Origin of the sequence: Streptomyces sp. NPDC085944, assembly GCF_040686295.1 — a bacterium.
Classification (GTDB): domain Bacteria; phylum Actinomycetota; class Actinomycetes; order Streptomycetales; family Streptomycetaceae; genus Streptomyces; species Streptomyces salinarius.
On sequence record NZ_JBFBJX010000006.1, the window covers coordinates 69,953 to 89,483 of the forward strand.

Here is a 19,531-nt window from a genome sequence, read left to right on the forward strand (position 1 = left end):
CACGGCCCGAACGACGCCGTTCCCGGCAACGCGGCCCCGGCGCCCGACCTGTTCGGCAAGGCCCCGCACGCGGCCGCCGCGCCCGGCGCCGCCCACGGCCCGAACGACGCCGTTCCCGGCAACGCGGCCCCGGCGCCCGACCTGTTCGGCAAGGCCCCGCACGCGGCCGCCGCGCCCGGCGCCGCCCACCACGCCCACGGCGTCGGCCACGGCACCGGCGCCACCCAGGACCCCGACCGGACGGACATCCTCCCGTCGGCCGCTCCCACCCGCGCCTTCCCCGCGCCGACACCCGCAGCCGCACCCCCGTCCGGCCCCGCCACCGCCGCACTCCGCGACCCGTGGCAGGAGCTGCCGGACACGGACGGCGACGCGGGCACCGGCACCGGCGGTCACACCCACGATCCGCACGAGGTCACGGTCCAGCTCGACGCCGTCCACCTCGGCGACGGCCAACTCCTGCGCGCCGACGGCGGACACCGCAAGAGCGGCCCCGAGCCCTCCGAAGGCCCGGTGTTCGTCGACGCCTCGGGCCGCCGCAGCCGCCTGTACCGCCGCCTCGGCATCATCGTCGCCATCGCCTGCGCGGTCTACGCCGTCGTCATCGTCTCCACGCTGCTCTCCGGCAACTCCGACGCGCCCTGGATGCCCGTACCGGGCCAGGAGGAGGGCGCCCCGGCCGGCCAGGTCGACACCACCCCGCTGCCCTCGGAGTCGGCGCAGCCCTCCGGTGCCGCCGCCCCGCGGACCAGCCCCTCGGCCGACGCCGGCACGGCGACGGCACCGGGTGCCGAGGCGCCGGCGTCCGGTACGTCCGGTGTCGCCGGCGGCAGCGCGGAGCAGCCCGGTGCGAGCACCGGCCCGCAGTCCTCGGCGTCCGGCACGGGCGGGAACCCGGGCGGTTCCGGCGCGACCGGCCCCGACCCGGCACAGTCGACGCAGGCGTCGACCCCCGCCACCACCGGCGCGTCGACCCCGGCGGGCGGCAGCGACACCCCCGCCGGTCCGACCGAGCCCACCGGGGGCTCCACCACGGACGCCGGCCCGGGCGAGGGCGGCACCGACCCCAACGGCGCGGGCGGCGCGGACCCGGTCGCGGGTCCGGCCGGCGCACCCGTCGTGGCCGCCGGCCCAGCCGGCACCGCGTCGTCCTCTTCTGATTCCTCCGACTCCTCCGATTCCGCCGCTTCTTCCGATTCCCTTTCCCTGTCCCCGGAGAACACCCTCTGATGGCATCCCGCACCCGCCGTCACGGGGCCGCGCGCAGCGCCCGTGAGGGCTCCCGCCGTCGCCTGCCGTTGCGCCTGCTGCTTCCGCTGCTCGTCCTGGTCGCCCTCGTGGCGATGCTCATGCTGCGCGGATACGTGCACAGCGAGATCCTCGCCGACCACCGTGTCCAGCCGCCCGCCGCCACCACCGACGTACCCGAGAGGATCCTCGAGGGCGGTCCGGTCATCGACACGCGCGGCGGCCGCACCGAGAGCCTCAGCGTGCCCGACCACCGGCTCGTCCTCACCTTCGACGACGGCCCGGACCCGACCTGGACGCCGCGCGTCCTCGACGTGCTGAAGAAGCACGACGCGCACGCGGTCTTCTTCGTCACCGGCACCATGGCCTCCCGCTACCCCGACCTGGTCCAGCGCATGGTCGACGAGGGCCACGAGGTGGGCCTGCACACCTTCAACCACCCCGACCTCTCCTTCCAGTCCGACAAGCGCATCGACTGGGAGCTGTCGCAGAACCAGCTGGCCATCACCGGCGCGGCCGGCGTGCGCACCTCGCTGTTCCGTCCGCCGTACTCCTCCTTCGCCGACGCCATGGACAACAAGTCGTGGCCGGTCACCGAGTACATCGGCGGCCGCGGCTATCTCGTCGTCGTCAACAACACCGACAGCGAGGACTGGCAGCAGCCCGGCGTCGACGAGATCATCCGCCGGGCCACCCCGAAGCACGGCAAGGGCGCCATCGTCCTGATGCACGACTCCGGCGGCGACCGGCACCAGACCGTGCAGGCCCTGGACCGGTTCCTGCCCGACCTGAAGGAGAAGGGCTACGAGTTCGACAACCTCACCGAGGCCCTGGACGCGCCCAGCGCCATGACCCCGGTGACCGGCGCCGAACTGTGGAAGGGCAAGGCGTGGGTCTTCCTGGTCCAGGCCTCGGAGAAGGTCACCGACGGCCTGGTGGTGGGCCTGGCGGTCATCGGCACGCTGGTCATCGGGCGCTTCGGCCTGATGCTGTTCCTGTCCGGCGCCCACGCCCGCCGGGTGCGCCGCAGACGCTTCCGCTGGGGCCCGGCGGTCACCGAACCGGTGACGGTGCTGGTCCCGGCGTACAACGAGGCCAAGTGCATCGAGAACACGGTGCGTTCCCTGGTGGCCAGCGACCACCCGGTCGAGGTCATCGTCATCGACGACGGCTCCAGCGACGGCACCGCACGCATCGTGGAAGGGCTCGGCCTGCCGGGCGTCCGGGTGATCCGGCAGCTCAACGCGGGCAAGCCGGCCGCGCTCAACCGGGGCCTGGCCAACGCCCGGTACGACATCGTCGTGATGATGGACGGCGACACCGTCTTCGAGCCCTCCACCGTCCGCGAACTCGTCCAGCCCTTCGGCGACCCGAAGGTGGGCGCCGTGGCCGGCAACGCGAAGGTCGGCAACAAGGACAGCCTCATCGGCGCCTGGCAGCACATCGAGTACGTGATGGGCTTCAACCTGGACCGCCGGATGTACGACGTCCTCGGCTGCATGCCCACCATTCCCGGCGCGGTCGGTGCCTTCCGCCGTTCCGCCCTGGAACCCATCGGCGGCATGAGCGACGACACGCTCGCCGAGGACACCGACGTCACCATGGCGCTGCACCGGGCCGGCTGGCGGGTGGTCTACGCCGAGAACGCCCGCGCCTGGACCGAGGCCCCGGAATCCGTCAGCCAGCTGTGGTCCCAGCGCTACCGCTGGTCGTACGGCACGATGCAGGCCATCTGGAAGCACCGCCGCGCGGTGATCGAGAAGGGCCCTTCGGGCCGCTTCGGCCGGGTGGGCCTGCCCTTCGTCTCGCTGTTCATGGTCGTGGCCCCGCTGCTGGCCCCGCTGATCGACGTCTTCCTGCTCTACGGCCTCGTCTTCGGCCCGACCGACAAGACGATCGTGGCGTGGCTGGGCGTCCTCGCCATCCAGGCGGTGTGCGCGGCGTACGCCTTCCGGCTCGACCGGGAGAAGCTGACCCCGCTCATCTCGCTGCCCCTCCAGCAGATCCTGTACCGCCAGATCATGTACGTGGTGCTGCTCCAGTCCTGGATCACGGCGCTCACCGGCGGCCGGCTGCGCTGGCAGAAGCTGCGGCGCAGCGGCGGCGTGTCCGCGCCGCCGCCCGGTGCCGACGGCGTACCGCCCCAGCGGCGCTCCGGCGCCATGGACGGGAGGCGGCCGGTCGGATGACCACCCCGCCCTCCGACCCGACGCGGCCGTACCCCGCCGCGCCCGTCCCGCCCCCAGCACCCGTCCCGGCCGTCTCCGCGCCGGCCGCCACCCGGAGAGCCCCGCACGTGACCGCACCACCGTCCCCGTACCCGCCCGCCGGCGCGGACCCGGCCGCCCTGCCCGCCCAGTCCGCGTCCTCCGCTCCGGTGGACCCGGCCGCGCCCCGGCAGGAGCAGGCCCGGCGCGGTCCCGTCCGGGACCGGTACTTCGACCTGCTGCGGGCGGTGGCCCTCTTCCGCGTGGTCCTCTACCACCTGATGGGCTGGGCCTGGCTGCCGGTGGTGTTCCCGTCCATGGGTGTCATGTTCGCCCTCGCGGGCAACCTGATGGCCCGCAGCCTCAAGCGTCCGGCCGTCCAGGTCGTCCGCAGCCGCATGCGCCGCCTGCTGCCGCCGCTGTGGCTGCTGGGTGCCGTGGGCGTGACCGGCATGGTGCTCCAGGGCTGGGGACCCGGCGAGGACGGGCACCCGGGCTGGTGGTGGTTCCACCTCCTCTACTGGATCCTGCCGCTGAGCGACCCGCCGTTCGCCGAGAGCGTGCCGGGCATCCACGGCATCCTGGGCGAGGACTGGGCCGCGGAACTCGGCGGACCGCTCTGGTACATCCGCGCCTACCTCTGGTACGTCCTGCTCTCCCCGGTCCTGCTGCGCGCGCTGCGCGCCCTGCCCTGGCTGACGATCCTGGCGCCGCTCGCCCTGTCGGCCGCCTTCCAGTTCGGCTACCTCAACCTGCCGGGCGAGCGCTTCCCGTCCGCGCTCACCGACTTCAGCACCTTCGGCGCCTGCTGGATCCTCGGCATGGCCCACCAGGAAGGCGTCCTGAAACGGCTGCCGCGCTACGTGGTGCCCTCGGTGGCGCCGGTGATCGCCGCACTGGGCCTCTGGTACGCCTTCCGGGAGGGCTTCAAGACCGGGTACGACCTGGACTCCATCCCCTTCGCCCAGGCCGTCTGGTCCTTCGCGACGGTGCTGCTGCTCCTGCACGTCAGCCCGTCGTGGACCGAGTGGCCGCGCCGACTGCGCCGCTGGGACCGGCTGATCACCCTGCTCAACTCCCGCGCGGTGACGATCTACCTGTGGCACAACGTCTGCATCCTCGTCGCGGCCACGCTCTGGGACCAGCTGTGGGGCTTCGACGTCATGTACGAGAACGTCCCCTGGCTGCTGGAGAGCCCCTGGCCGGTCCTGGCCATCGCCTGGCTGCTCATCGGGAGCTGCATCGTCTGGTTCGGCTGGATGGAGGACGTGGCGGCCAAGCGCAGGCCCCAGCTGTGGCCGGACGGCGGCAAGCGCCCGGCACCGAAGCGGTCCGGCGCCCGCGCCGGGCACCGGGGCTGACGCGCACCGGGGCTGACGCGTGTCGGCCCTCCGTGCGAGACTGCCCCGGTTGCGGAAGTGAACAGGGTGGCGTGAGCCGGTCAGGGGGAGCAGCGCGATGAGCAAGCGGCAGACACAGAAGATGCTGCAGTTGATGGCGAGCGGGGAGCCGGTCCAGCTCACCAGCCGGATGTCGTCCGTGAAGAAGCTCGCCAAGCTGGCCTTCGTCGCCCAGCAGTTCGGGTACGAGTACGCCGACGTCCGCCAGAGCGGCGGGAACAACACCGCGCTCACCATGCTGCTCGTCCCCGACCCCAGTCCGCAGGCCCGCACCCGGGCCGCGCAGAACTGGGCGCAGTACCCGAACGCCGGCGACGGCGTGTCGCTGCCGCCGCTCGTGCCGGACGCCTTCGAACTCCTCAAGGCCCGCATCAACTTCGACCTCACCGGCAAGAACGCGCAGAAGAACATGGGCTACGGCGCGCTCGGTGGCACCGTGGCCTGTGTGGTCATCGCCTTCCGCGAGGGCGGCTCGTCCGACGACTTCCTCATCTCCGGGATCATCTGGCTGGTCCTCATGGCGGCCTTGGGCATCGGCTTCCTCGTCACCCGCAAGCGCAACGCCACGTTCGCGGCCCGGCTCCAGGCGGCCGGGTTCATGCCGATGACCGACGAGACGGGCCGGGTGCGGTACCTGCCGCCCGGCGGCCGGCTGCCGGGGCACGGCAACCCGTTCGCCGGCACCGCGCCCGGCGGCTACGGTCAGTCGGCCCCCGGCCAGTACGCTCCACAGCCGCAGCAGCAGCCGTACGGCGGGCCGCAGCAGGCCCCGCAGCCGTACGCGCCGCAGCAGGCGCCGCAGGCCCAGCAGCCCTACGTGCCCCCGCAGGGACAGCAGCCGTACGCGCCGCAGCAGGCGCCGCAGGCGTACGCCCAGCCGCAGCAGCAGCCCTACGCACCCCCGCAGCCGTACCCGCCGCAGGGCTACCCGCAGCAGAACCCGCACTGGCAGCCCCAGCCCCCGCAGGGCTGACCGCGATCTCTCACCGGCCACCGGCGCCGGGTGAGAGCGACGTTCCCTCCCGGTCATCCACAGCCCCACCGGCCCGAAACGCGTTCTGCCTAGCGTCGGCGCAACCGAGCTGTGGAGCACCGTGGAGGCGCGATGAAAGCCCGTGGCGGACACTGGATCGAGCACTGGGATCCGGAGAACGAGACCTTCTGGAAGGAGACGGGCCGGCGAACGGCCCGGCGGAACCTGCTCTTCTCCGTGCTCTCCGAGCACATCGGGTTCTCCGTCTGGACCCTGTGGTCCGTGCTGGTGCTCTTCATGGGCCCGGAGTACGGGCTGACACCGGCCGACAAGTTTCTGCTGACGTCCGTGGTGACCCTGGTCGGTGCCGTCGTGCGGGTGCCGTACACCTTCGCCGTCGCGGTCTTCGGCGGCCGCAACTGGACGATCGTCTCGGCGAGCCTGCTCCTCATCCCGACGGTCGCGGCCTTCGTGGTGATGGAGCCCGGGACATCCTTCTCGACCTTCCTGTTGGTCGGGCTGCTGGCCGGGATCGGAGGCGGCAACTTCGCCTCGTCCATGACCAACATCAACGCCTTCTTCCCGCTCAGGGAGAAGGGCTGGGCGCTGGGCCTCAACGCCGGCGGCGGGAACGTCGGTGTGCCGGTCATCCAACTCGTCGCCCTGGCGATCATCGGGGCGAGCGGCGGACCCCGGGTGCTGCTCGGCGTCTACATTCCGCTGATCCTCGTCGCCGTCGTCCTCGCCGCGCGCTTCATGGACAACCTCACCACGGTGAAGAACGACACCGGAGCCGCCAAGGACGCGGCCAAGGACGCCCACACCTGGATCATGTCGGTGCTGTACGTCGGTACCTTCGGCTCGTTCATCGGCTACAGCTTCGCCTTCGGACAGGTGCTGACCACCCAGTTCGGGCGGACGCCGCTCCAGGCCGCGTACCTCACGTTCATCGGCCCGCTGCTCGGCTCCCTCGTCCGGCCGCTGGGCGGCATGCTCGCCGACCGGTACGGCGGTTCGAGGATCACCCTGTGGAACTTCGTCGCCATGGCCGCCGCCACCGCGGTGCTCGTCCTGGCCAGTATGGAGAAGTCGCTGGCGCTGTTCGTGACCGTGTTCGTGGCCCTGTTCGTGCTCAGCGGGCTCGGCAACGGCTCCGCGTTCAAGATGATTCCCGGCATCTTCCACTCCAAGGCGCTGGCCCGTGGCCTGACGGGGGAGGAGGCCGTGCGGCACGGACGACGCCTGTCCGGTGCGTCGATGGGGCTGATCGGTGCGGTGGGCGGCCTCGGGGGCGTCGGGATCAACCTCGCCTTCCGCCAGTCCTTCCTGTCCTCCGGATCCGGAACCGGTGCCTTCGTCGCCTTCCTGGCCTTCTACGCCGTGTGCATCGTGGTGACGTGGGCGGTATACCTTCGTCGGCCCGCCGTGCGCGGTGGGACCGAGGCGTCAGCGGCGAAGACGGAAGCACAGCTCGGCTATGCCGAGGTGTGACGTAACACTGGTGACATGAAGCGGAACCGAGCCTGTTACGCACGGTTGACAGGCTCGGTCGTCCACGTGACTGAGCACGTGGGTGTGAACGGATCGGAGCGCGGCGAGCCATGGACGACGTAAGCGAGGTGGGCGGCGTGGGCGACGGGCCGCAGCGACCCGACCACGGCCCGCTGGCCGGGTTCACCGTGGGTGTGACCGCCGCCCGCCGGGCCGACGAACTGGGCGCGCTGCTCCAGCGGCGCGGAGCCGCCGTCCTGCACGCTCCGGCGCTGCGGATCGTGCCGCTCGCCGACGACGGCGAGCTGATGGCCGCGACCAAGCGGATCGTCGACCGGGCACCGGACGTCGTCGTCGCCACCACCGCCATCGGGTTCCGTGGCTGGGTCGAGGCCGCCGACGGCTGGGGCCTCGGGGACGCCCTGCTGGAGCGGCTGCGCACGGTGGAGCTGCTGGCCCGCGGGCCCAAGGTCAAGGGCGCGGTCCGGGCCGCGGGACTGACGGAGCGGTGGTCGCCCGCCTCGGAATCCATGGCCGAGGTCCTGGACCGGCTCCTGGAGCAGGGCGTGGCGGGCCGCCGGATCGCCGTACAGCTGCACGGAGAACCGCTGCCGGGGTTCGTGGAGGCGCTGCGGGAGGGCGGCGCCGAGGTGCTGGGCGTGCCCGTGTACCGGTGGCTGCCGCCGGAGGACCTCGGGCCCGTGGACCGGCTGCTGGACGCCGCCGTGTCGCGGGGCGTGGACGCCGTGACGTTCACCAGCGCGCCGGCCGCGGTGTCCCTGCTGGGGCGGGCCGAGGAGCGGGGCATGCTGCCGGAGCTGCTCGCCGCGTTCGGCCACGACGTGCTGCCCGCCTGCGTCGGACCGGTGACCGCGGTGCCGCTCCAGGCGCACGGCGTCGCCACGGTCCAGCCCGAACGCTTCCGGCTCGGGCCCCTCGTCCAGCTGCTGTGCCAGGAGCTGCCGGCCCGCGCCCGTGCCCTGCCGGTCGCCGGGCACCGCCTGGAGATCCGGGGGCACGCCGTACTGGTCGCCGGGGAGCTGCGGGCGGTGCCGCCCGCCGGCATGTCCCTGCTGCGCGCCCTCGCCCGGCGCCCCGGCTGGGTCGTGCCCCGTGCGGAGCTGCTGCGCGCCCTGCCGGGCACCGGCCGCGACGAGCACGCCGTCGAGACGGCCATGGCCCGCCTGCGCACCGCCCTCGGCACTCCGAAACTGATCCAGACGGTGGTGAAACGCGGCTACCGCCTCGCCCTGGACCCGACGACGACCACCAAGTACACGACCGACTGACCCGTCGGCCGCGTACGGCGGGAAGGGGTCGGGTCAGGGGTGTCCGCCCGCAGCGGTTGGCGCGTCCGCGCCGGGGGACATCTGTGGTCGACCGATTCCGCGCCGTTCCGAGGACGGACACCCCCCGGCCCGGCCCCGACCCACCACGCCCCCCGAGGCGCTACGCGCACCCCCACCCGACCCGCGCAGGCGCCGCAGGCGTCCCGCACCAACGTCGCAGGCACCCGCACAGGCCGCACCCGCGCACCGACGCTCGCCGCACCCGCGACCGGGACACCTTCCGCGGTGCTCACCGGGGCGTCCCGTGCGCGGCCTCCCGCCGTACCGCCGCCGGAGCGGTCCATGACGTGGTCCGTACCCGAGCCGCCGCCCCCGCCGCCAGGCAGCCCGTCGCCAGCGTCGACAGGACGGCGCGTACCGCGTTCCAGGCCAGCCACGGGTCCTCGAACCGCTCCCGCAGCGCCGCCGGATCGCCGGGTCGGGCCAGGGCGTCGTTCAGGGGGACGTTGCCGGCCACGGTGACCAGGAAGGCGAGCGCGTACGCCGTCGCGCCCGCCCAGACCCACCAGCGGCCCGGCGCCCGGCGCGACTGCCACCCCGCCAGGCCCGCGAGCACCAATGCGCCCAGGAAGACCGGCAGGAACACCGGGTTCTCGATCACCTCGTTGATGTCGCGCATCACGTCGACGTACACCCGGTCGTCGCTGCGCGCCAGCGCCGGCATCACGGCACAGGCGAAGACGTAGAAGGTCCCGGCCATCAGGCCCGTGGCGACCGTGGCCGCGACCAGTACTCCACCGGCGGTGCGCAGCCGCCGTACCCCGTTGATTTCTGCCATGCGTCCAGTCAACGGGCGCCGCGGTGCGCCGGACATGGCCCGGACGCGCGGGCGCATGCGCGAGCGTCCACGCGGGGGCGGTACGAGGGGTTCCGGGCGCGCGGGCGGGCAGGCACTGTAGAGGGAGCGGTCCCCCTGCTCCCCTCTCCGGCCCGCCCCACGTACGGGCAACCCAAGGCGGTGACAGGAACATGGCACTGGGTACGGCCACCGACCCGTACGAGCTGCGGTTCGACACCGGGCGGTCCTGTCTGGACCTCATCGCCACCACCCACCCCGTGGAACGCCTCGGCTCCCTGGACGCGCTGCGCGCCTGGATCACCGGCTCCGGCCTCGTCCCGCCCGGCACCCCGCTGACCCACGCCGACCCCACCTGGCTGACCGGCTTCCGCGAACTGCGCGCCGAGACCGCGAGGTTGGTGCGCACCCGGCCGGTACCCCGAACCACCGCGTACGACCTCGCACTCGCCCGCGTCAACGAATTCGCCCTCGCCGCACCCCCCGCACCCCGCGCCGTCCCCGGCGCGGACGGCGCGCTGGTGCGGGAGCTGACCGGGCCGCCGCCGTGCGCCGCGCTGCTCGGCGCCCTCGCCCGGGACGCCGTGGAACTCCTCACCGACCCCGTCGCGCGGGCGAGCCTCAGGCAGTGCGCGGGCGACAACTGCCCCATCGTGTACGTGGACACCTCCCGCGGCCGCCGCCGGCGCTGGTGCTCCAGCGAGATCTGCGGCAACCGCGAGCGCGTCGCCCGGCACCGCCGCCGCGCCGCCCTGGCCCGGTAAGTCCCCGTAGATTCCCCCGCGTCCCGTTCGTCACACCGCCCCCGGAAAATCTCTCATCTCCTTTTGAACACGCCGCACTTCGCGTCCGTACCGAATGGGCGAGCGACCGACTGGGGGAACCCCCGGACATCGGAGGTGGGCGTGCGCAAGGATTCCGTCGTGGCCAATGAACGTGGTGCGAGGGCCCGACATCGCATGTCGCAGTCGTCCTCGGAACCCGACGAGGAGCTGATGCGCGCGCTGTACCGCGAGCACGCCGGCCCCTTGCTCGCCTACGTGCTGCGGCTGGTCGCGGGGGACCGCCAGCGCGCCGAGGACGTCGTCCAGGAGACGCTCATCCGTGCCTGGAAGAACGCCGGTCAGCTCAACCGTGCGACCGGATCGGTACGCCCCTGGCTGGTGACGGTCGCCCGGCGCATCGTCATCGACGGCCACCGCAGCCGGCAGGCCCGGCCGCAGGAGGTCGATCCGTCGCCGCTGGAGGTCATCCCCGCGGAGGACGAGATCGACAAGGCGCTGTGGCTGATGACGCTGTCGGACGCGCTCGACGACCTGACCCCGGCCCACCGGGAGGTACTCGTCGAGACGTACTTCAAAGGGCGTACCGTCAATGAGGCGGCGCAGACACTGGGCATACCCAGCGGCACCGTTCGCTCCCGGGTGTTCTACGCCCTGCGTTCGATGAAGCTGGCACTGGAGGAGCGGGGGGTGACGGCGTGATGAGCGGGTACGGGGGAGTTCAGGGATTCGGCCCGGGGGACACGGGTAACTCTGTCCCCATGCAGGGATCACCGGCGCCGAACGAGCACGAGACCGTCGGCGCCTACGCCCTCGGGATCCTCGACGACGCCGAGGCGACGGCCTTCGAGGCCCACCTCGCCACCTGCGAGTGGTGCGCCCAGCAGCTCGACGAGCTGGCCGGCCTGGAGCCGATGATGGCCGCGCTCGCGGACCTGCCGGGCACCGGCACGCCCGCGATCGCCGAGTCGCTCACCGCGAAGCCCGGCCCGCGGCTCTCGGAGAAGCTCGTCGACGAGGTCGCCGAACGCCGCGCGAGCAAACGCCGCCGCAACTTCTACCTGGTGGGCACCGCCGCCGCGCTGATCATCGGCGGCCCGTTCGCCGCCGTGGCGACCACGGGCGGCGGGGGCGGCGGCGACGACGGCGGCCGCCGGACGGAGGCGACGCAGCAGGCCGCGAGCCCCGCCGAGTCCGCCTTCGCCGCCATGCCGGACCGGGTCACCGCCACCGACCCGGCCACGCAGGTCAGCGCCACCGTGGCGCTGGAGAAAAAGGCCTGGGGCACCGAGACGGTCCTGGAGCTGAAGAACCTCAAGGGCCCCCGGAAGTGCTCCCTGATCGCCGTCGGCAAGAACGGCGAGCGGGAGACGCTCAGCTCCTGGACGGTCCCCGACTGGGGCTACGGCATCCCGGACGCCACCACCGAGAAGGCCAAGAAGCCGCTCTACGTGCACGGCGGCGCCGCCTTCGAACCCAACCAGATCTCCCACTTCGAGGTCATGACCTTCGACGGGAAGCGACTGGTGGAGGTCGACGCGTAGCGCGGGCCACAGGCGCGCCGTAGCTTCCCGGGCCCCCTTCGCGTATTTTTGACGGCTGCCCAGCACGTCAGAAGGGGGCCCGGTGGCCGCACAGGCTCAACAGGAATCAGCGGTCGACTCGGAGCACGACCCCGTACGACTCGTACGAGGCGACTCCGCGCGGGAGGACTCCACACGCGAGGACTCCGTACGGGACCGAGAGATCGGCGTGGAACAGGCACACCTGGACCGGGTGTACCGACGTCTCGAGGAGAAGATCCACGAGGCGGAGTTCCTCATGCACGACGCCGCCCAGCGCGGCCACGTCGGCACGCCCGGCGCCCTCGCCGAGCGCGACGCCCAGGTCTTCCGGGCCGGTATCCACCTCAACCGCCTGAACAACGAGTTCGAGGACTTCCTCTTCGGCCGCATCGACCTGCTCCTCGGCAAGGACGGCAAGAAGGGCCCGGACGGCGCGTACACGGCCGTCGAGCCCGCCGAGGGCGCCCTCGGGCCCGACGGCACCGCGGACATCGCCGAGACCCTGCACATCGGCCGCATCGGCGTCCTCGACGAGGACTACGCGCCGCTGGTCATCGACTGGCGGGCGCCCGCCGCCGCCCCCTTCTACCGGTCCACGCCGGTCGACCCGGGCCGGGTCGTGCGCCGCCGGGTGATCCGCTCCAAGGGGCGGCGCGTCCTCGGCGTCGAGGACGACCTGATGCGGCCCGAGATCACGGCCCGCCTGGAAGGCGAGGAGCTGGCGGTCGTCGGCGACGGCGCCCTGATGGCCGCCCTCGGACAGGCCCGCACCCACTCCATGCGGGACATCGTGGCCTCCATCCAGGCCGAGCAGGACCAGGTGATCCGTGCCCCCGCCGCCTCCGTGACCTACGTCGAGGGCGGCCCCGGCACCGGCAAGACCGCCGTCGCCCTGCACCGGGCCGCCTACCTGCTCTACCAGGACCGGCGCCGGTACGCGGGCGGCATCCTCATCGTCTCGCCGACGCCGCTGCTCGTGGCGTACACCGAGGGCGTACTGCCCTCCCTCGGGGAAGAGGGCCAGGTCGCCATCCGCGCGATCGGCTCCCTGGTCGACGGCGCGGAGGCCACGCTGTACGACTCCCCGGCCACCGCCCGCGCCAAGGGCTCCGCCCGCATGCTGAGGGTGCTGCGCAAGGCCGCGCGCGGGACGCTGGAGCCCGCCGACTCGCCGACCCTGCTCAGGGTCGTCGCCTTCGGCCGCCGCCTCGAACTGGAGGCCGGGGAACTGGCCGGAATCCGCCGCACCGTCCTCGGCGGCACCGCCCCCGTCAACCTGCTGCGCCCCCGCGCCCGCCGGCTGCTCCTGGACGCCCTGTGGCAGAAGTCGGGCGCCGGGGCCCGGCACACCGACCCCGAGCTCGCCGCCGAGCTGCGCTCCTCCTTCGACGAGGACGTCAGCTCCGAGGACTCCTTCGTCGCCTTCCTCGACGCCTGGTGGCCCGAGCTGACCCCGGGCGCCGTGCTGGCCGCCATGGCGGACGAGCGGCGCCTGGGCCGCTGGGCCCGGCGCGTGCTGAACGCGGGGGAGGTCCGCAAGGTGGCCCGCTCGCTGCGGCGCGAGGGCCACTCCGTGCACGACATCGCCCTGCTCGACGAGCTCCAGGCGATCGTCGGCACCCCGGCCCGCCCCCGCAAGCGGCGCGAGCAGGACCCGCTGGACCAGCTCACCGGGCTGGAGGAGCTGATGCCGCAGCGCGAGGAGACCCAGTGGGAGCGCGCCGAGCGCCTCGCCCAGGAACGCACCGAGTACGCGCACGTCATCGTCGACGAGGCGCAGGACCTCACGCCCATGCAGTGGCGGATGGTCGGCCGCCGCGGCCGGCACGCCACCTGGACCGTCGTCGGCGACCCGGCCCAGTCCTCCTGGTCCGACCCCGACGAGGCCGCCGCCGCCCGTGACGATGCCCTCGGCACCCGCCCGCGCCGCCGCTTCGAGCTGACCGTGAACTACCGCAACCCGGCCGAGATCGCCGAGTTGGCGGCCAAGGTCCTCGCCCTCGCCATGCCCGGCTCGCAGTCCCCGTCGGCCGTGCGCTCGACCGGCGTGGAACCGCGCTTCGCGGTGGTGGAGGACTCCCTCGCCGAGACGGTCCGCGGGGAGGCGGCCCGGCTGCTCGGCCTCGTCGACGGCACCGTCGGCGTCGTCGTCGCCATGAACCGGCGCGAGGAGGCCCGGCGCTGGCTGGACGGGCTCGGCGACCGCGTGGTGCCGCTGGGCAGCCTGGAGGCCAAGGGCCTGGAGTACGACGCCACGGTCGTCGTCTCCCCGGCCGAGATCGCCGACGAGTCGCCCGCCGGGCTGCGCGTGCTGTACGTCGCCCTGACCCGGGCCACGCAGCAGCTGACGGTCGTCTCCTGCGAGCGGGACGAGCCGGACGCCTCGGGAGTGCCGGACCTGCTGCGAGACTGAGCGCGCGCGGACGCGGCCGGGAGGACGGGTCCGCGCACGCGAGAGGCCCGCGCCGTCGGACGGCGCGGGCCTCTCGCTCTTCGCTTCTTCGTTTAGGTGGCACCGACCCGCCATGCTCGCCTCGCGGCAAGTGGTCGCTCGTAGCGACGAAGGTTGGGCCCGGGGGCTTGGATCGAGCCGGTGCCACGTCCAAGGTAACAAACGATCCCCGCAAGACAATTCCCGTCCCGCGGGTTCCTTTCACCGCCCGGACCCGTCCGGGCCGCCACTTCCGCCGACCCCTTCCCCCGACGGGCTACTTCTCGTATGGTGGAAGTCGTTTTCCGAAATCGGTGCGAACAAAAAGTTCGCAATCCGGGGCGGCTACCGCGTACTCGGTGGTAGGTGCGACGATCGGACGGCACAACCCAGTTACACGGTGAAAGCAGAGGAAGTCGGCCATGGCAACGGCGCCCAGCGTCTCCTACTCGATGACGGTCCGGCTGGAGGTGCCCGCGGGCGGAACCGCCGTCTCGCAGCTCACCACCGCGGTGGAGTCCGCCGGCGGCTCGGTCACCGGCCTCGACGTCACGGCCTCCGGCCACGACAAGCTGCGTATCGACGTCACCATCGCGGCCGGCTCGACCTCCCACGCCGAAGAGATCGTGGAGCAGCTCCGCGGCATCGAGGGCGTCAGCCTGGGCAAGGTCTCCGACCGTACCTTCCTCATGCACCTCGGCGGCAAGATCGAGATGGCGTCCAAGCACCCCATCCGCAACCGCGACGACCTGTCCATGGTCTACACGCCCGGCGTGGCCCGCGTCTGCATGGCCATCGCCGAGAACCCCGAGGACGCCCGCCGCCTGACCATCAAGCGCAACTCCGTTGCGGTCGTGACGGACGGCTCCGCCGTCCTCGGCCTCGGCAACATCGGCCCGAAGGCCGCGCTGCCGGTGATGGAGGGCAAGGCGGCCCTGTTCAAGCGGTTCGCCGGCATCGACGCCTGGCCGCTCTGCCTCGACACCCAGGACACCGACGCGATCGTCGAGATCGTCAAGGCCATCGCCCCCGGGTTCGCCGGCATCAACCTCGAGGACATCTCCGCCCCCCGCTGCTTCGAGATCGAGGCCCGGCTGCGCGAGGCCCTCGACATCCCCGTCTTCCACGACGACCAGCACGGCACCGCCATCGTCGTCCTCGCCGCGCTGACCAACGCCCTGCGCGTGGTGGACAAGCCGATCGAGAACGTACGGGTCGTCATGTCCGGCGCCGGCGCGGCCGGTACGGCCATCCTGAAGCTGCTGCTGGCCGCGGGCGTCAAGAACGCCGTGGTCGCCGACATCCACGGCGTCGTGCACGCCGGCCGCGCCGACCTGGTCGACGCCGCCCCTCGGTCCGCGCTGCGCTGGATCGCCGACAACACCAACCCCGAGGGCCTCACCGGCACCCTCAAGGAGGCCGTGCACGGCGCCGACGTCTTCATCGGCGTCTCCGCCCCCAACGTCCTCGACGGCGACGACGTGGCCGCCATGGCCGACGGCGCGATCGTGTTCGCGCTCGCGAACCCGGACCCCGAGGTGGACCCGGCGGTCGCCCGCGAGACGGCCGCGGTCGTCGCCACGGGCCGCTCCGACTTCCCGAACCAGATCAACAACGTGCTGGTCTTCCCCGGTGTGTTCCGCGGTCTGCTGGACGCCCAGTCCCGCACCGTCAACACCGAGATGATGCTGGCCGCCGCGCACGCCCTCGCGGACGTGGTGAGCGAGGACGAGCTCAACCCGAACTACGTCATCCCCAGCGTCTTCAACGACAAGGTCGCCGGTGCCGTCGCGGGCGCCGTGCGGGAGGCGGCGAAGGCCGCCGGAGTGGTCGCCTAGGTCCCCTGGGCCCGGGCAGGCGGCCCGTACGTGGTGGCGAGGATCACCACGTACGGGCCGCCGCTCCGGCGCGTCGCGGGATGTCGGGCCTCGGATCGCCCTCTAGGGTTGCGCAAGGCTCAGGCCCTCTCGGCGTGTGACTCCCAAGGGTGCTCTCACGACCTCCTGGGGGTGCCGGATTGGCTTTACCGCCGCAGGTGGAGGCAGGATGCCTCCCTGGGCGCGAGGGTCTGACGACCGACCCGGGTCCGGGGAATGTCAGAGGGCCCTGGCAGCATCGGCATCGCTGTGCCCAACATGCGGCTCCGCCGCGTGGCACGCCTCAACGGCAAGAAGAACACGGGAGTAACAACATGAACCGCAGTGAGCTGGTGGCCGCGCTGGCCGACCGCGCCGAGGTGACCCGCAAGGACGCCGACGCCGTGCTGGCCGCGTTCGCCGAGGTTGTCGGCGACATCGTCTCCAAGGGCGACGAGAAGGTCACCATCCCCGGCTTCCTGACCTTCGAGCGCACCCACCGTGCCGCTCGCACCGCCCGCAACCCGCAGACCGGCGACCCGATCCAGATCCCGGCCGGCTACAGCGTCAAGGTGTCCGCGGGCTCCAAGCTCAAGGAAGCCGCCAAGGGTAAGTAGGCGCGTAGGCGCTCCGCTTTTGCGTGCAGGGGACTGCGCGGATCGTTCGTTCGGGGTGCGGTCGTTTCGCGGCTGCGGGCCCGTTGTGGCTGGTCGCGCAGTTCCCCGCGCCCCTTCGGGGCGCTCGTCTCAACGCCGGTGGGGCGGTCACCCGGACTCGGGTGACCGCCCCACCGGCGTGTCCATGGGTTGCTAGCCCAGCGCCTTGCCCGGGAGTTCCACCTTCGCGCCCAGCTCGACGAGCTTGTCCATGAAGTTCTCGTAGCCGCGGTTGATCAGGTCGATGCCGTGGACGCGGGACGTGCCCTGGGCCGCGAGGGCGGCGATCAGGTACGAGAAGCCGCCGCGCAGGTCGGGGATGACCAGGTCGGCGCCCTCCAGCTTGGTCGGCCCGGAGACCACGGCCGAGTGCAGGAAGTTGCGCTGGCCGAAGCGGCAGTCCGAGCCGCCGAGGCACTCGCGGTAGAGCTGGATGTGGGCGCCCATCTGGTTGAGCGCCGAGGTGAAGCCCAGCCGGGACTCGTACACCGTCTCGTGGACGATGGACAGGCCGGTGGCCTGCGTCAGGGCGACCACCAGGGGCTGCTGCCAGTCCGTCTGGAAGCCGGGGTGCACGTCCGTCTCCAGGGCGATGGACTTCAGCCGGCCGCCCGGGTGCCAGAAGCGGATGCCCTCGTCGTCGATCTCGAACGCGCCGCCCACCTTCCGGAAGGTGTTCAGGAACGTCATCATCGAGCGCTGCTGGGCCCCGCGGACATAGACGTTGCCCTCGGTGGCCAGCGCCGCGGAGGCCCAGGAGGCGGCCTCCAGGCGGTCCGAGAGGGCACGGTGGGTGTAGCCGCCCAGCTCGTCCACGCCGGTGACGCGGATCGTGCGGTCGGTGTCCATGGCGATGATCGCGCCCATTTTCTGCAGGACGCAGATCAGGTCCTCGATCTCCGGCTCCACGGCCGCGTTGGACAGCTCCGTGACGCCCTCGGCGAGCACGGCGGTCAGCAGCACCTGCTCGGTGGCGCCGACGGACGGGTACGGCAGCCGGATCTTCGTGCCGCGCAGCCGCTGCGGGGCTTCCAGGTACTGGCCGTCCGCCCGCTTCTCGATCTTCGCGCCGAACTGCCGCAGCACGTCGAAGTGGAAGTCGATGGGCCGGCCGCCGATGTCGCAGCCGCCCAGGCCCGGAATGAAGGCGTGCCCGAGACGGTGCAGCAGCGGGCCGCAGAACAGGATCGGGATGCGCGACGAGCCCGCGTGGGCATCGATGTCGGCGACGTTCGCGCTCTCCACATGGGTGGGGTCCATGACCAGCTCGCCGGGCTCCTCGCCCGGACGGACGGTCACCCCGTGCAGCTGCAGCAGTCCGCGTACGACCCGCACGTCGCGGATGTCCGGCACGTTGCGCAGCCGGCTCGGCGCACTGCCCAGCAGGGCGGCCACCATGGCCTTCGGCACGAGGTTCTTCGCACCGCGGACCCGGATCTCGCCCTCCAGCGGGGTTCCGCCGTGGACAAGCAGTACGTCATCAGCGCCGTTGACGGTCATGAATCTCGCGTTCCGTGGGGTTGGGCAGGGGCCAGAAGGGAAAGGGTAATCGTCTTGTACCCCCCTTCAGGGCGCCTCCGCACGGTCCGGCAACGTCATGGATTTGTCACAACACGTGGCGTTCACGGGCGCGTACAGGGGGTCACGGCCGAGGGGCGTGCGCGGGTGCGTGTTCACCCCCGTGCCTCCGATTGCCTCCCCACGGGAGGGGAACATGCGGGATCATGTCTGGCATGACCGAGGTGTCCTCGCTCACGGGGCGGCTGCTCGTGGCAACGCCCGCCCTGGCGGACCCGAACTTCGAGCGTGCGGTGGTGCTCCTCCTCGACCACGACGAGGAGGGCTCCCTCGGTGTCGTCCTCAACCGTCCCACCCCGGTCGACGTGGGCGACATCCTGGAGGACTGGGCGGACCTGGCCGGCGAGCCGGGCGTCGTCTTCCAGGGCGGTCCGGTCTCGCTGGACTCGGCCCTCGGCGTCGCCGTCGTCCCCGGCGGGGCGACCGGCGAGCGGGCGCCGCTGGGCTGGCGCCGGGTGCACGGCGCGATCGGCCTGGTCGACCTGGAGGCACCGCCGGAACTGCTGGCGCCGGCCGTGGGCGCCCTGCGGATCTTCGCCGGGTACGCGGGCTGGGGGCCCGGTCAGCTGGAGGACGAGCTGACCGAGGGCGCCTGGTACGTGGTCGAGTCCGAGCCCGGCGACGTCTCCTCGCCGTTCCCCGAGAGACTCTGGCGCGAGGTGCTGCGCCGCCAGCGGGGCGACCTGGCGATGGTGGCGACGTACCCGGACGACCCGTCGCTCAACTGAAGCGTGTGAGCTTCAGTACCCTTGGCGGTTATGAGCACTCTCGAGCCCGAGCGCGGGACAGGTACGGGAACCCTCGTCGAGCCGACGCCGCAGACGTCCCACGGCGACGGCGACCACGAGCGCTTCGCGCATTACGTCCAGAAGGACAAGATCATGGCGAGCGCCCTCGACGGCACCCCCGTCGTGGCGCTGTGCGGCAAGGTCTGGGTACCGGGCCGCGACCCGAAGAAGTATCCCGTCTGCCCCATGTGCAAGGAGATCTACGAGTCCATGAGCGGCGGCGGGGACGAGGGCAAGGGCGGCGACAAGAAGTAGCGCCCCTGCCCGTACGGACCTCTTGAGACTTCCCGAAGGCCCCCGGAGTGTGCCCGCGCGCACTCCGGGGGCCTTCGTGCGTCGTGGCCGGGGCGGGGCTCCGACGGTGCTGATCCACAAAGAGGTTTACGAACTGGTTCAGACCTCTTGTGGACA

15 protein-coding genes and 1 pseudogene are annotated in these 19,531 nt (G+C 72.4%); 14 read left to right on the forward strand and 2 right to left on the reverse strand.

Annotated features, from left to right (window positions below):
• The 6 genes and pseudogenes from AB0P07_RS13445 to AB0P07_RS13470 all read left to right on the forward strand — a co-directional run.
• Positions 1-1,230, forward strand: a pseudogene (locus tag AB0P07_RS13445) (hypothetical protein); the annotation flags it as partial.
• Positions 1,230-3,437: a glycosyltransferase gene (locus tag AB0P07_RS13450; protein WP_365549415.1), complete on the forward strand. Its 2,208-nt coding sequence runs from the start codon at positions 1,230-1,232 to the stop codon at positions 3,435-3,437. The pseudogene AB0P07_RS13445 and the gene AB0P07_RS13450, both read left to right, overlap by 1 nt.
• 107 nt (positions 3,438-3,544) lie before the next feature.
• Positions 3,545-4,816, forward strand: a complete 1,272-nt coding sequence (locus AB0P07_RS13455; RefSeq protein WP_365549418.1) for an acyltransferase — start codon at positions 3,545-3,547, stop codon at positions 4,814-4,816.
• Between the two features lie 97 nt (positions 4,817-4,913).
• Positions 4,914-5,828 carry a hypothetical protein gene (locus AB0P07_RS13460; protein WP_365549421.1) on the forward strand — a complete coding sequence of 305 codons (915 nt, stop codon included), beginning with the start codon at positions 4,914-4,916 and terminating at the stop codon, positions 5,826-5,828.
• A 132-nt stretch (positions 5,829-5,960) separates the two neighbouring features.
• Positions 5,961-7,319: a nitrate/nitrite transporter gene (locus AB0P07_RS13465; protein WP_365549423.1), complete on the forward strand. Its 1,359-nt coding sequence runs from the start codon at positions 5,961-5,963 to the stop codon at positions 7,317-7,319.
• 110 nt (positions 7,320-7,429) lie between these two features.
• Complete coding sequence (locus AB0P07_RS13470) at positions 7,430-8,608, forward strand: uroporphyrinogen-III synthase (RefSeq protein ID WP_365549426.1); 1,179 nt, start codon at positions 7,430-7,432, stop codon at positions 8,606-8,608.
• Positions 8,609-8,897: 289 nt separating this feature from the next.
• Here AB0P07_RS13470 and AB0P07_RS13475 read toward each other — a convergent pair whose 3' ends face one another.
• Positions 8,898-9,446, reverse strand: coding sequence for an anthrone oxygenase family protein (locus tag AB0P07_RS13475; protein WP_365549429.1), 549 nt, complete (start codon positions 9,444-9,446; stop codon positions 8,898-8,900).
• A gap of 191 nt (positions 9,447-9,637) precedes the next feature.
• Between AB0P07_RS13475 and AB0P07_RS13480 the strand changes: the two genes are divergently transcribed.
• The 6 genes from AB0P07_RS13480 (at position 9,638) to AB0P07_RS13505 (ending at position 16,715) form a co-directional block, all read left to right on the forward strand.
• Positions 9,638-10,228, forward strand: a complete 591-nt coding sequence (locus AB0P07_RS13480; RefSeq protein ID WP_365549432.1) for a CGNR zinc finger domain-containing protein — start codon at positions 9,638-9,640, stop codon at positions 10,226-10,228.
• Between the two features lie 195 nt (positions 10,229-10,423).
• The gene (locus AB0P07_RS13485; RefSeq protein ID WP_007450155.1) at positions 10,424-10,948 is read left to right on the forward strand and encodes a sigma-70 family RNA polymerase sigma factor; all 525 of its coding nucleotides are present in this window, start codon (positions 10,424-10,426) and stop codon (positions 10,946-10,948) included.
• A gap of 59 nt (positions 10,949-11,007) precedes the next feature.
• Entirely contained in the window at positions 11,008-11,790 is a 783-nt protein-coding gene (gene rsuA / locus AB0P07_RS13490; protein WP_365549435.1) for an anti-sigma U factor RsuA, read from the forward strand.
• A gap of 82 nt (positions 11,791-11,872) precedes the next feature.
• Positions 11,873-14,224 carry a UvrD-helicase domain-containing protein gene (locus tag AB0P07_RS13495; protein ID WP_365549438.1) on the forward strand — a complete coding sequence of 784 codons (2,352 nt, stop codon included), beginning with the start codon at positions 11,873-11,875 and terminating at the stop codon, positions 14,222-14,224.
• A 440-nt stretch (positions 14,225-14,664) separates the two neighbouring features.
• Positions 14,665-16,080, forward strand: coding sequence for an NAD-dependent malic enzyme (locus tag AB0P07_RS13500; RefSeq protein ID WP_365549441.1), 1,416 nt, complete (start codon positions 14,665-14,667; stop codon positions 16,078-16,080).
• 353 nt (positions 16,081-16,433) lie between these two features.
• Entirely contained in the window at positions 16,434-16,715 is a 282-nt protein-coding gene (locus tag AB0P07_RS13505; RefSeq protein ID WP_004000874.1) for an HU family DNA-binding protein, read from the forward strand.
• 192 nt (positions 16,716-16,907) lie between these two features.
• Here the strand turns inward: AB0P07_RS13505 and murA are convergent, their stop codons facing one another.
• Entirely contained in the window at positions 16,908-18,254 is a 1,347-nt protein-coding gene (gene murA / locus AB0P07_RS13510; protein WP_061444436.1) for a UDP-N-acetylglucosamine 1-carboxyvinyltransferase, read from the reverse strand.
• A gap of 233 nt (positions 18,255-18,487) precedes the next feature.
• Here murA and AB0P07_RS13515 point away from each other — a divergent pair, with 233 nt between their 5' ends.
• Positions 18,488-19,060 carry a YqgE/AlgH family protein gene (locus tag AB0P07_RS13515; protein ID WP_328560781.1) on the forward strand — a complete coding sequence of 191 codons (573 nt, stop codon included), beginning with the start codon at positions 18,488-18,490 and terminating at the stop codon, positions 19,058-19,060.
• 30 nt (positions 19,061-19,090) lie between these two features.
• A complete protein-coding gene (locus AB0P07_RS13520) occupies positions 19,091-19,375 on the forward strand; it encodes a DUF3039 domain-containing protein (RefSeq protein WP_030402030.1) in 285 nt (94 codons plus the stop codon).
• Positions 19,376-19,531 lie beyond the last annotated feature (156 nt).

What these genes read in the sequence shown, in the direction of transcription:
- AB0P07_RS13450 (WP_365549415.1), top strand. Translation starts at nt 1,230, where the DNA reads ATGGCATCCCGCACCCGCCGTCACGGGGCCGCGCGCAGCGCCCGTGAG.
- AB0P07_RS13460 (WP_365549421.1), top strand. Translation starts at nt 4,914, where the DNA reads ATGAGCAAGCGGCAGACACAGAAGATGCTGCAGTTGATGGCGAGCGGG.
- AB0P07_RS13465 (WP_365549423.1), top strand. Translation starts at nt 5,961, where the DNA reads ATGAAAGCCCGTGGCGGACACTGGATCGAGCACTGGGATCCGGAGAAC.
- AB0P07_RS13470 (WP_365549426.1), top strand. Translation starts at nt 7,430, where the DNA reads ATGGACGACGTAAGCGAGGTGGGCGGCGTGGGCGACGGGCCGCAGCGA.
- AB0P07_RS13475 (WP_365549429.1), bottom strand. Translation starts at nt 9,446, where the DNA reads ATGGCAGAAATCAACGGGGTACGGCGGCTGCGCACCGCCGGTGGAGTA.
- AB0P07_RS13480 (WP_365549432.1), top strand. Translation starts at nt 9,638, where the DNA reads ATGGCACTGGGTACGGCCACCGACCCGTACGAGCTGCGGTTCGACACC.
- AB0P07_RS13485 (WP_007450155.1), top strand. Translation starts at nt 10,424, where the DNA reads ATGTCGCAGTCGTCCTCGGAACCCGACGAGGAGCTGATGCGCGCGCTG.
- rsuA (WP_365549435.1), top strand. Translation starts at nt 11,008, where the DNA reads ATGCAGGGATCACCGGCGCCGAACGAGCACGAGACCGTCGGCGCCTAC.
- AB0P07_RS13500 (WP_365549441.1), top strand. Translation starts at nt 14,665, where the DNA reads ATGGCAACGGCGCCCAGCGTCTCCTACTCGATGACGGTCCGGCTGGAG.
- AB0P07_RS13505 (WP_004000874.1), top strand. Translation starts at nt 16,434, where the DNA reads ATGAACCGCAGTGAGCTGGTGGCCGCGCTGGCCGACCGCGCCGAGGTG.
- murA (WP_061444436.1), bottom strand. Translation starts at nt 18,254, where the DNA reads ATGACCGTCAACGGCGCTGATGACGTACTGCTTGTCCACGGCGGAACC.
- AB0P07_RS13515 (WP_328560781.1), top strand. Translation starts at nt 18,488, where the DNA reads ATGACCGAGGTGTCCTCGCTCACGGGGCGGCTGCTCGTGGCAACGCCC.
- AB0P07_RS13520 (WP_030402030.1), top strand. Translation starts at nt 19,091, where the DNA reads ATGAGCACTCTCGAGCCCGAGCGCGGGACAGGTACGGGAACCCTCGTC.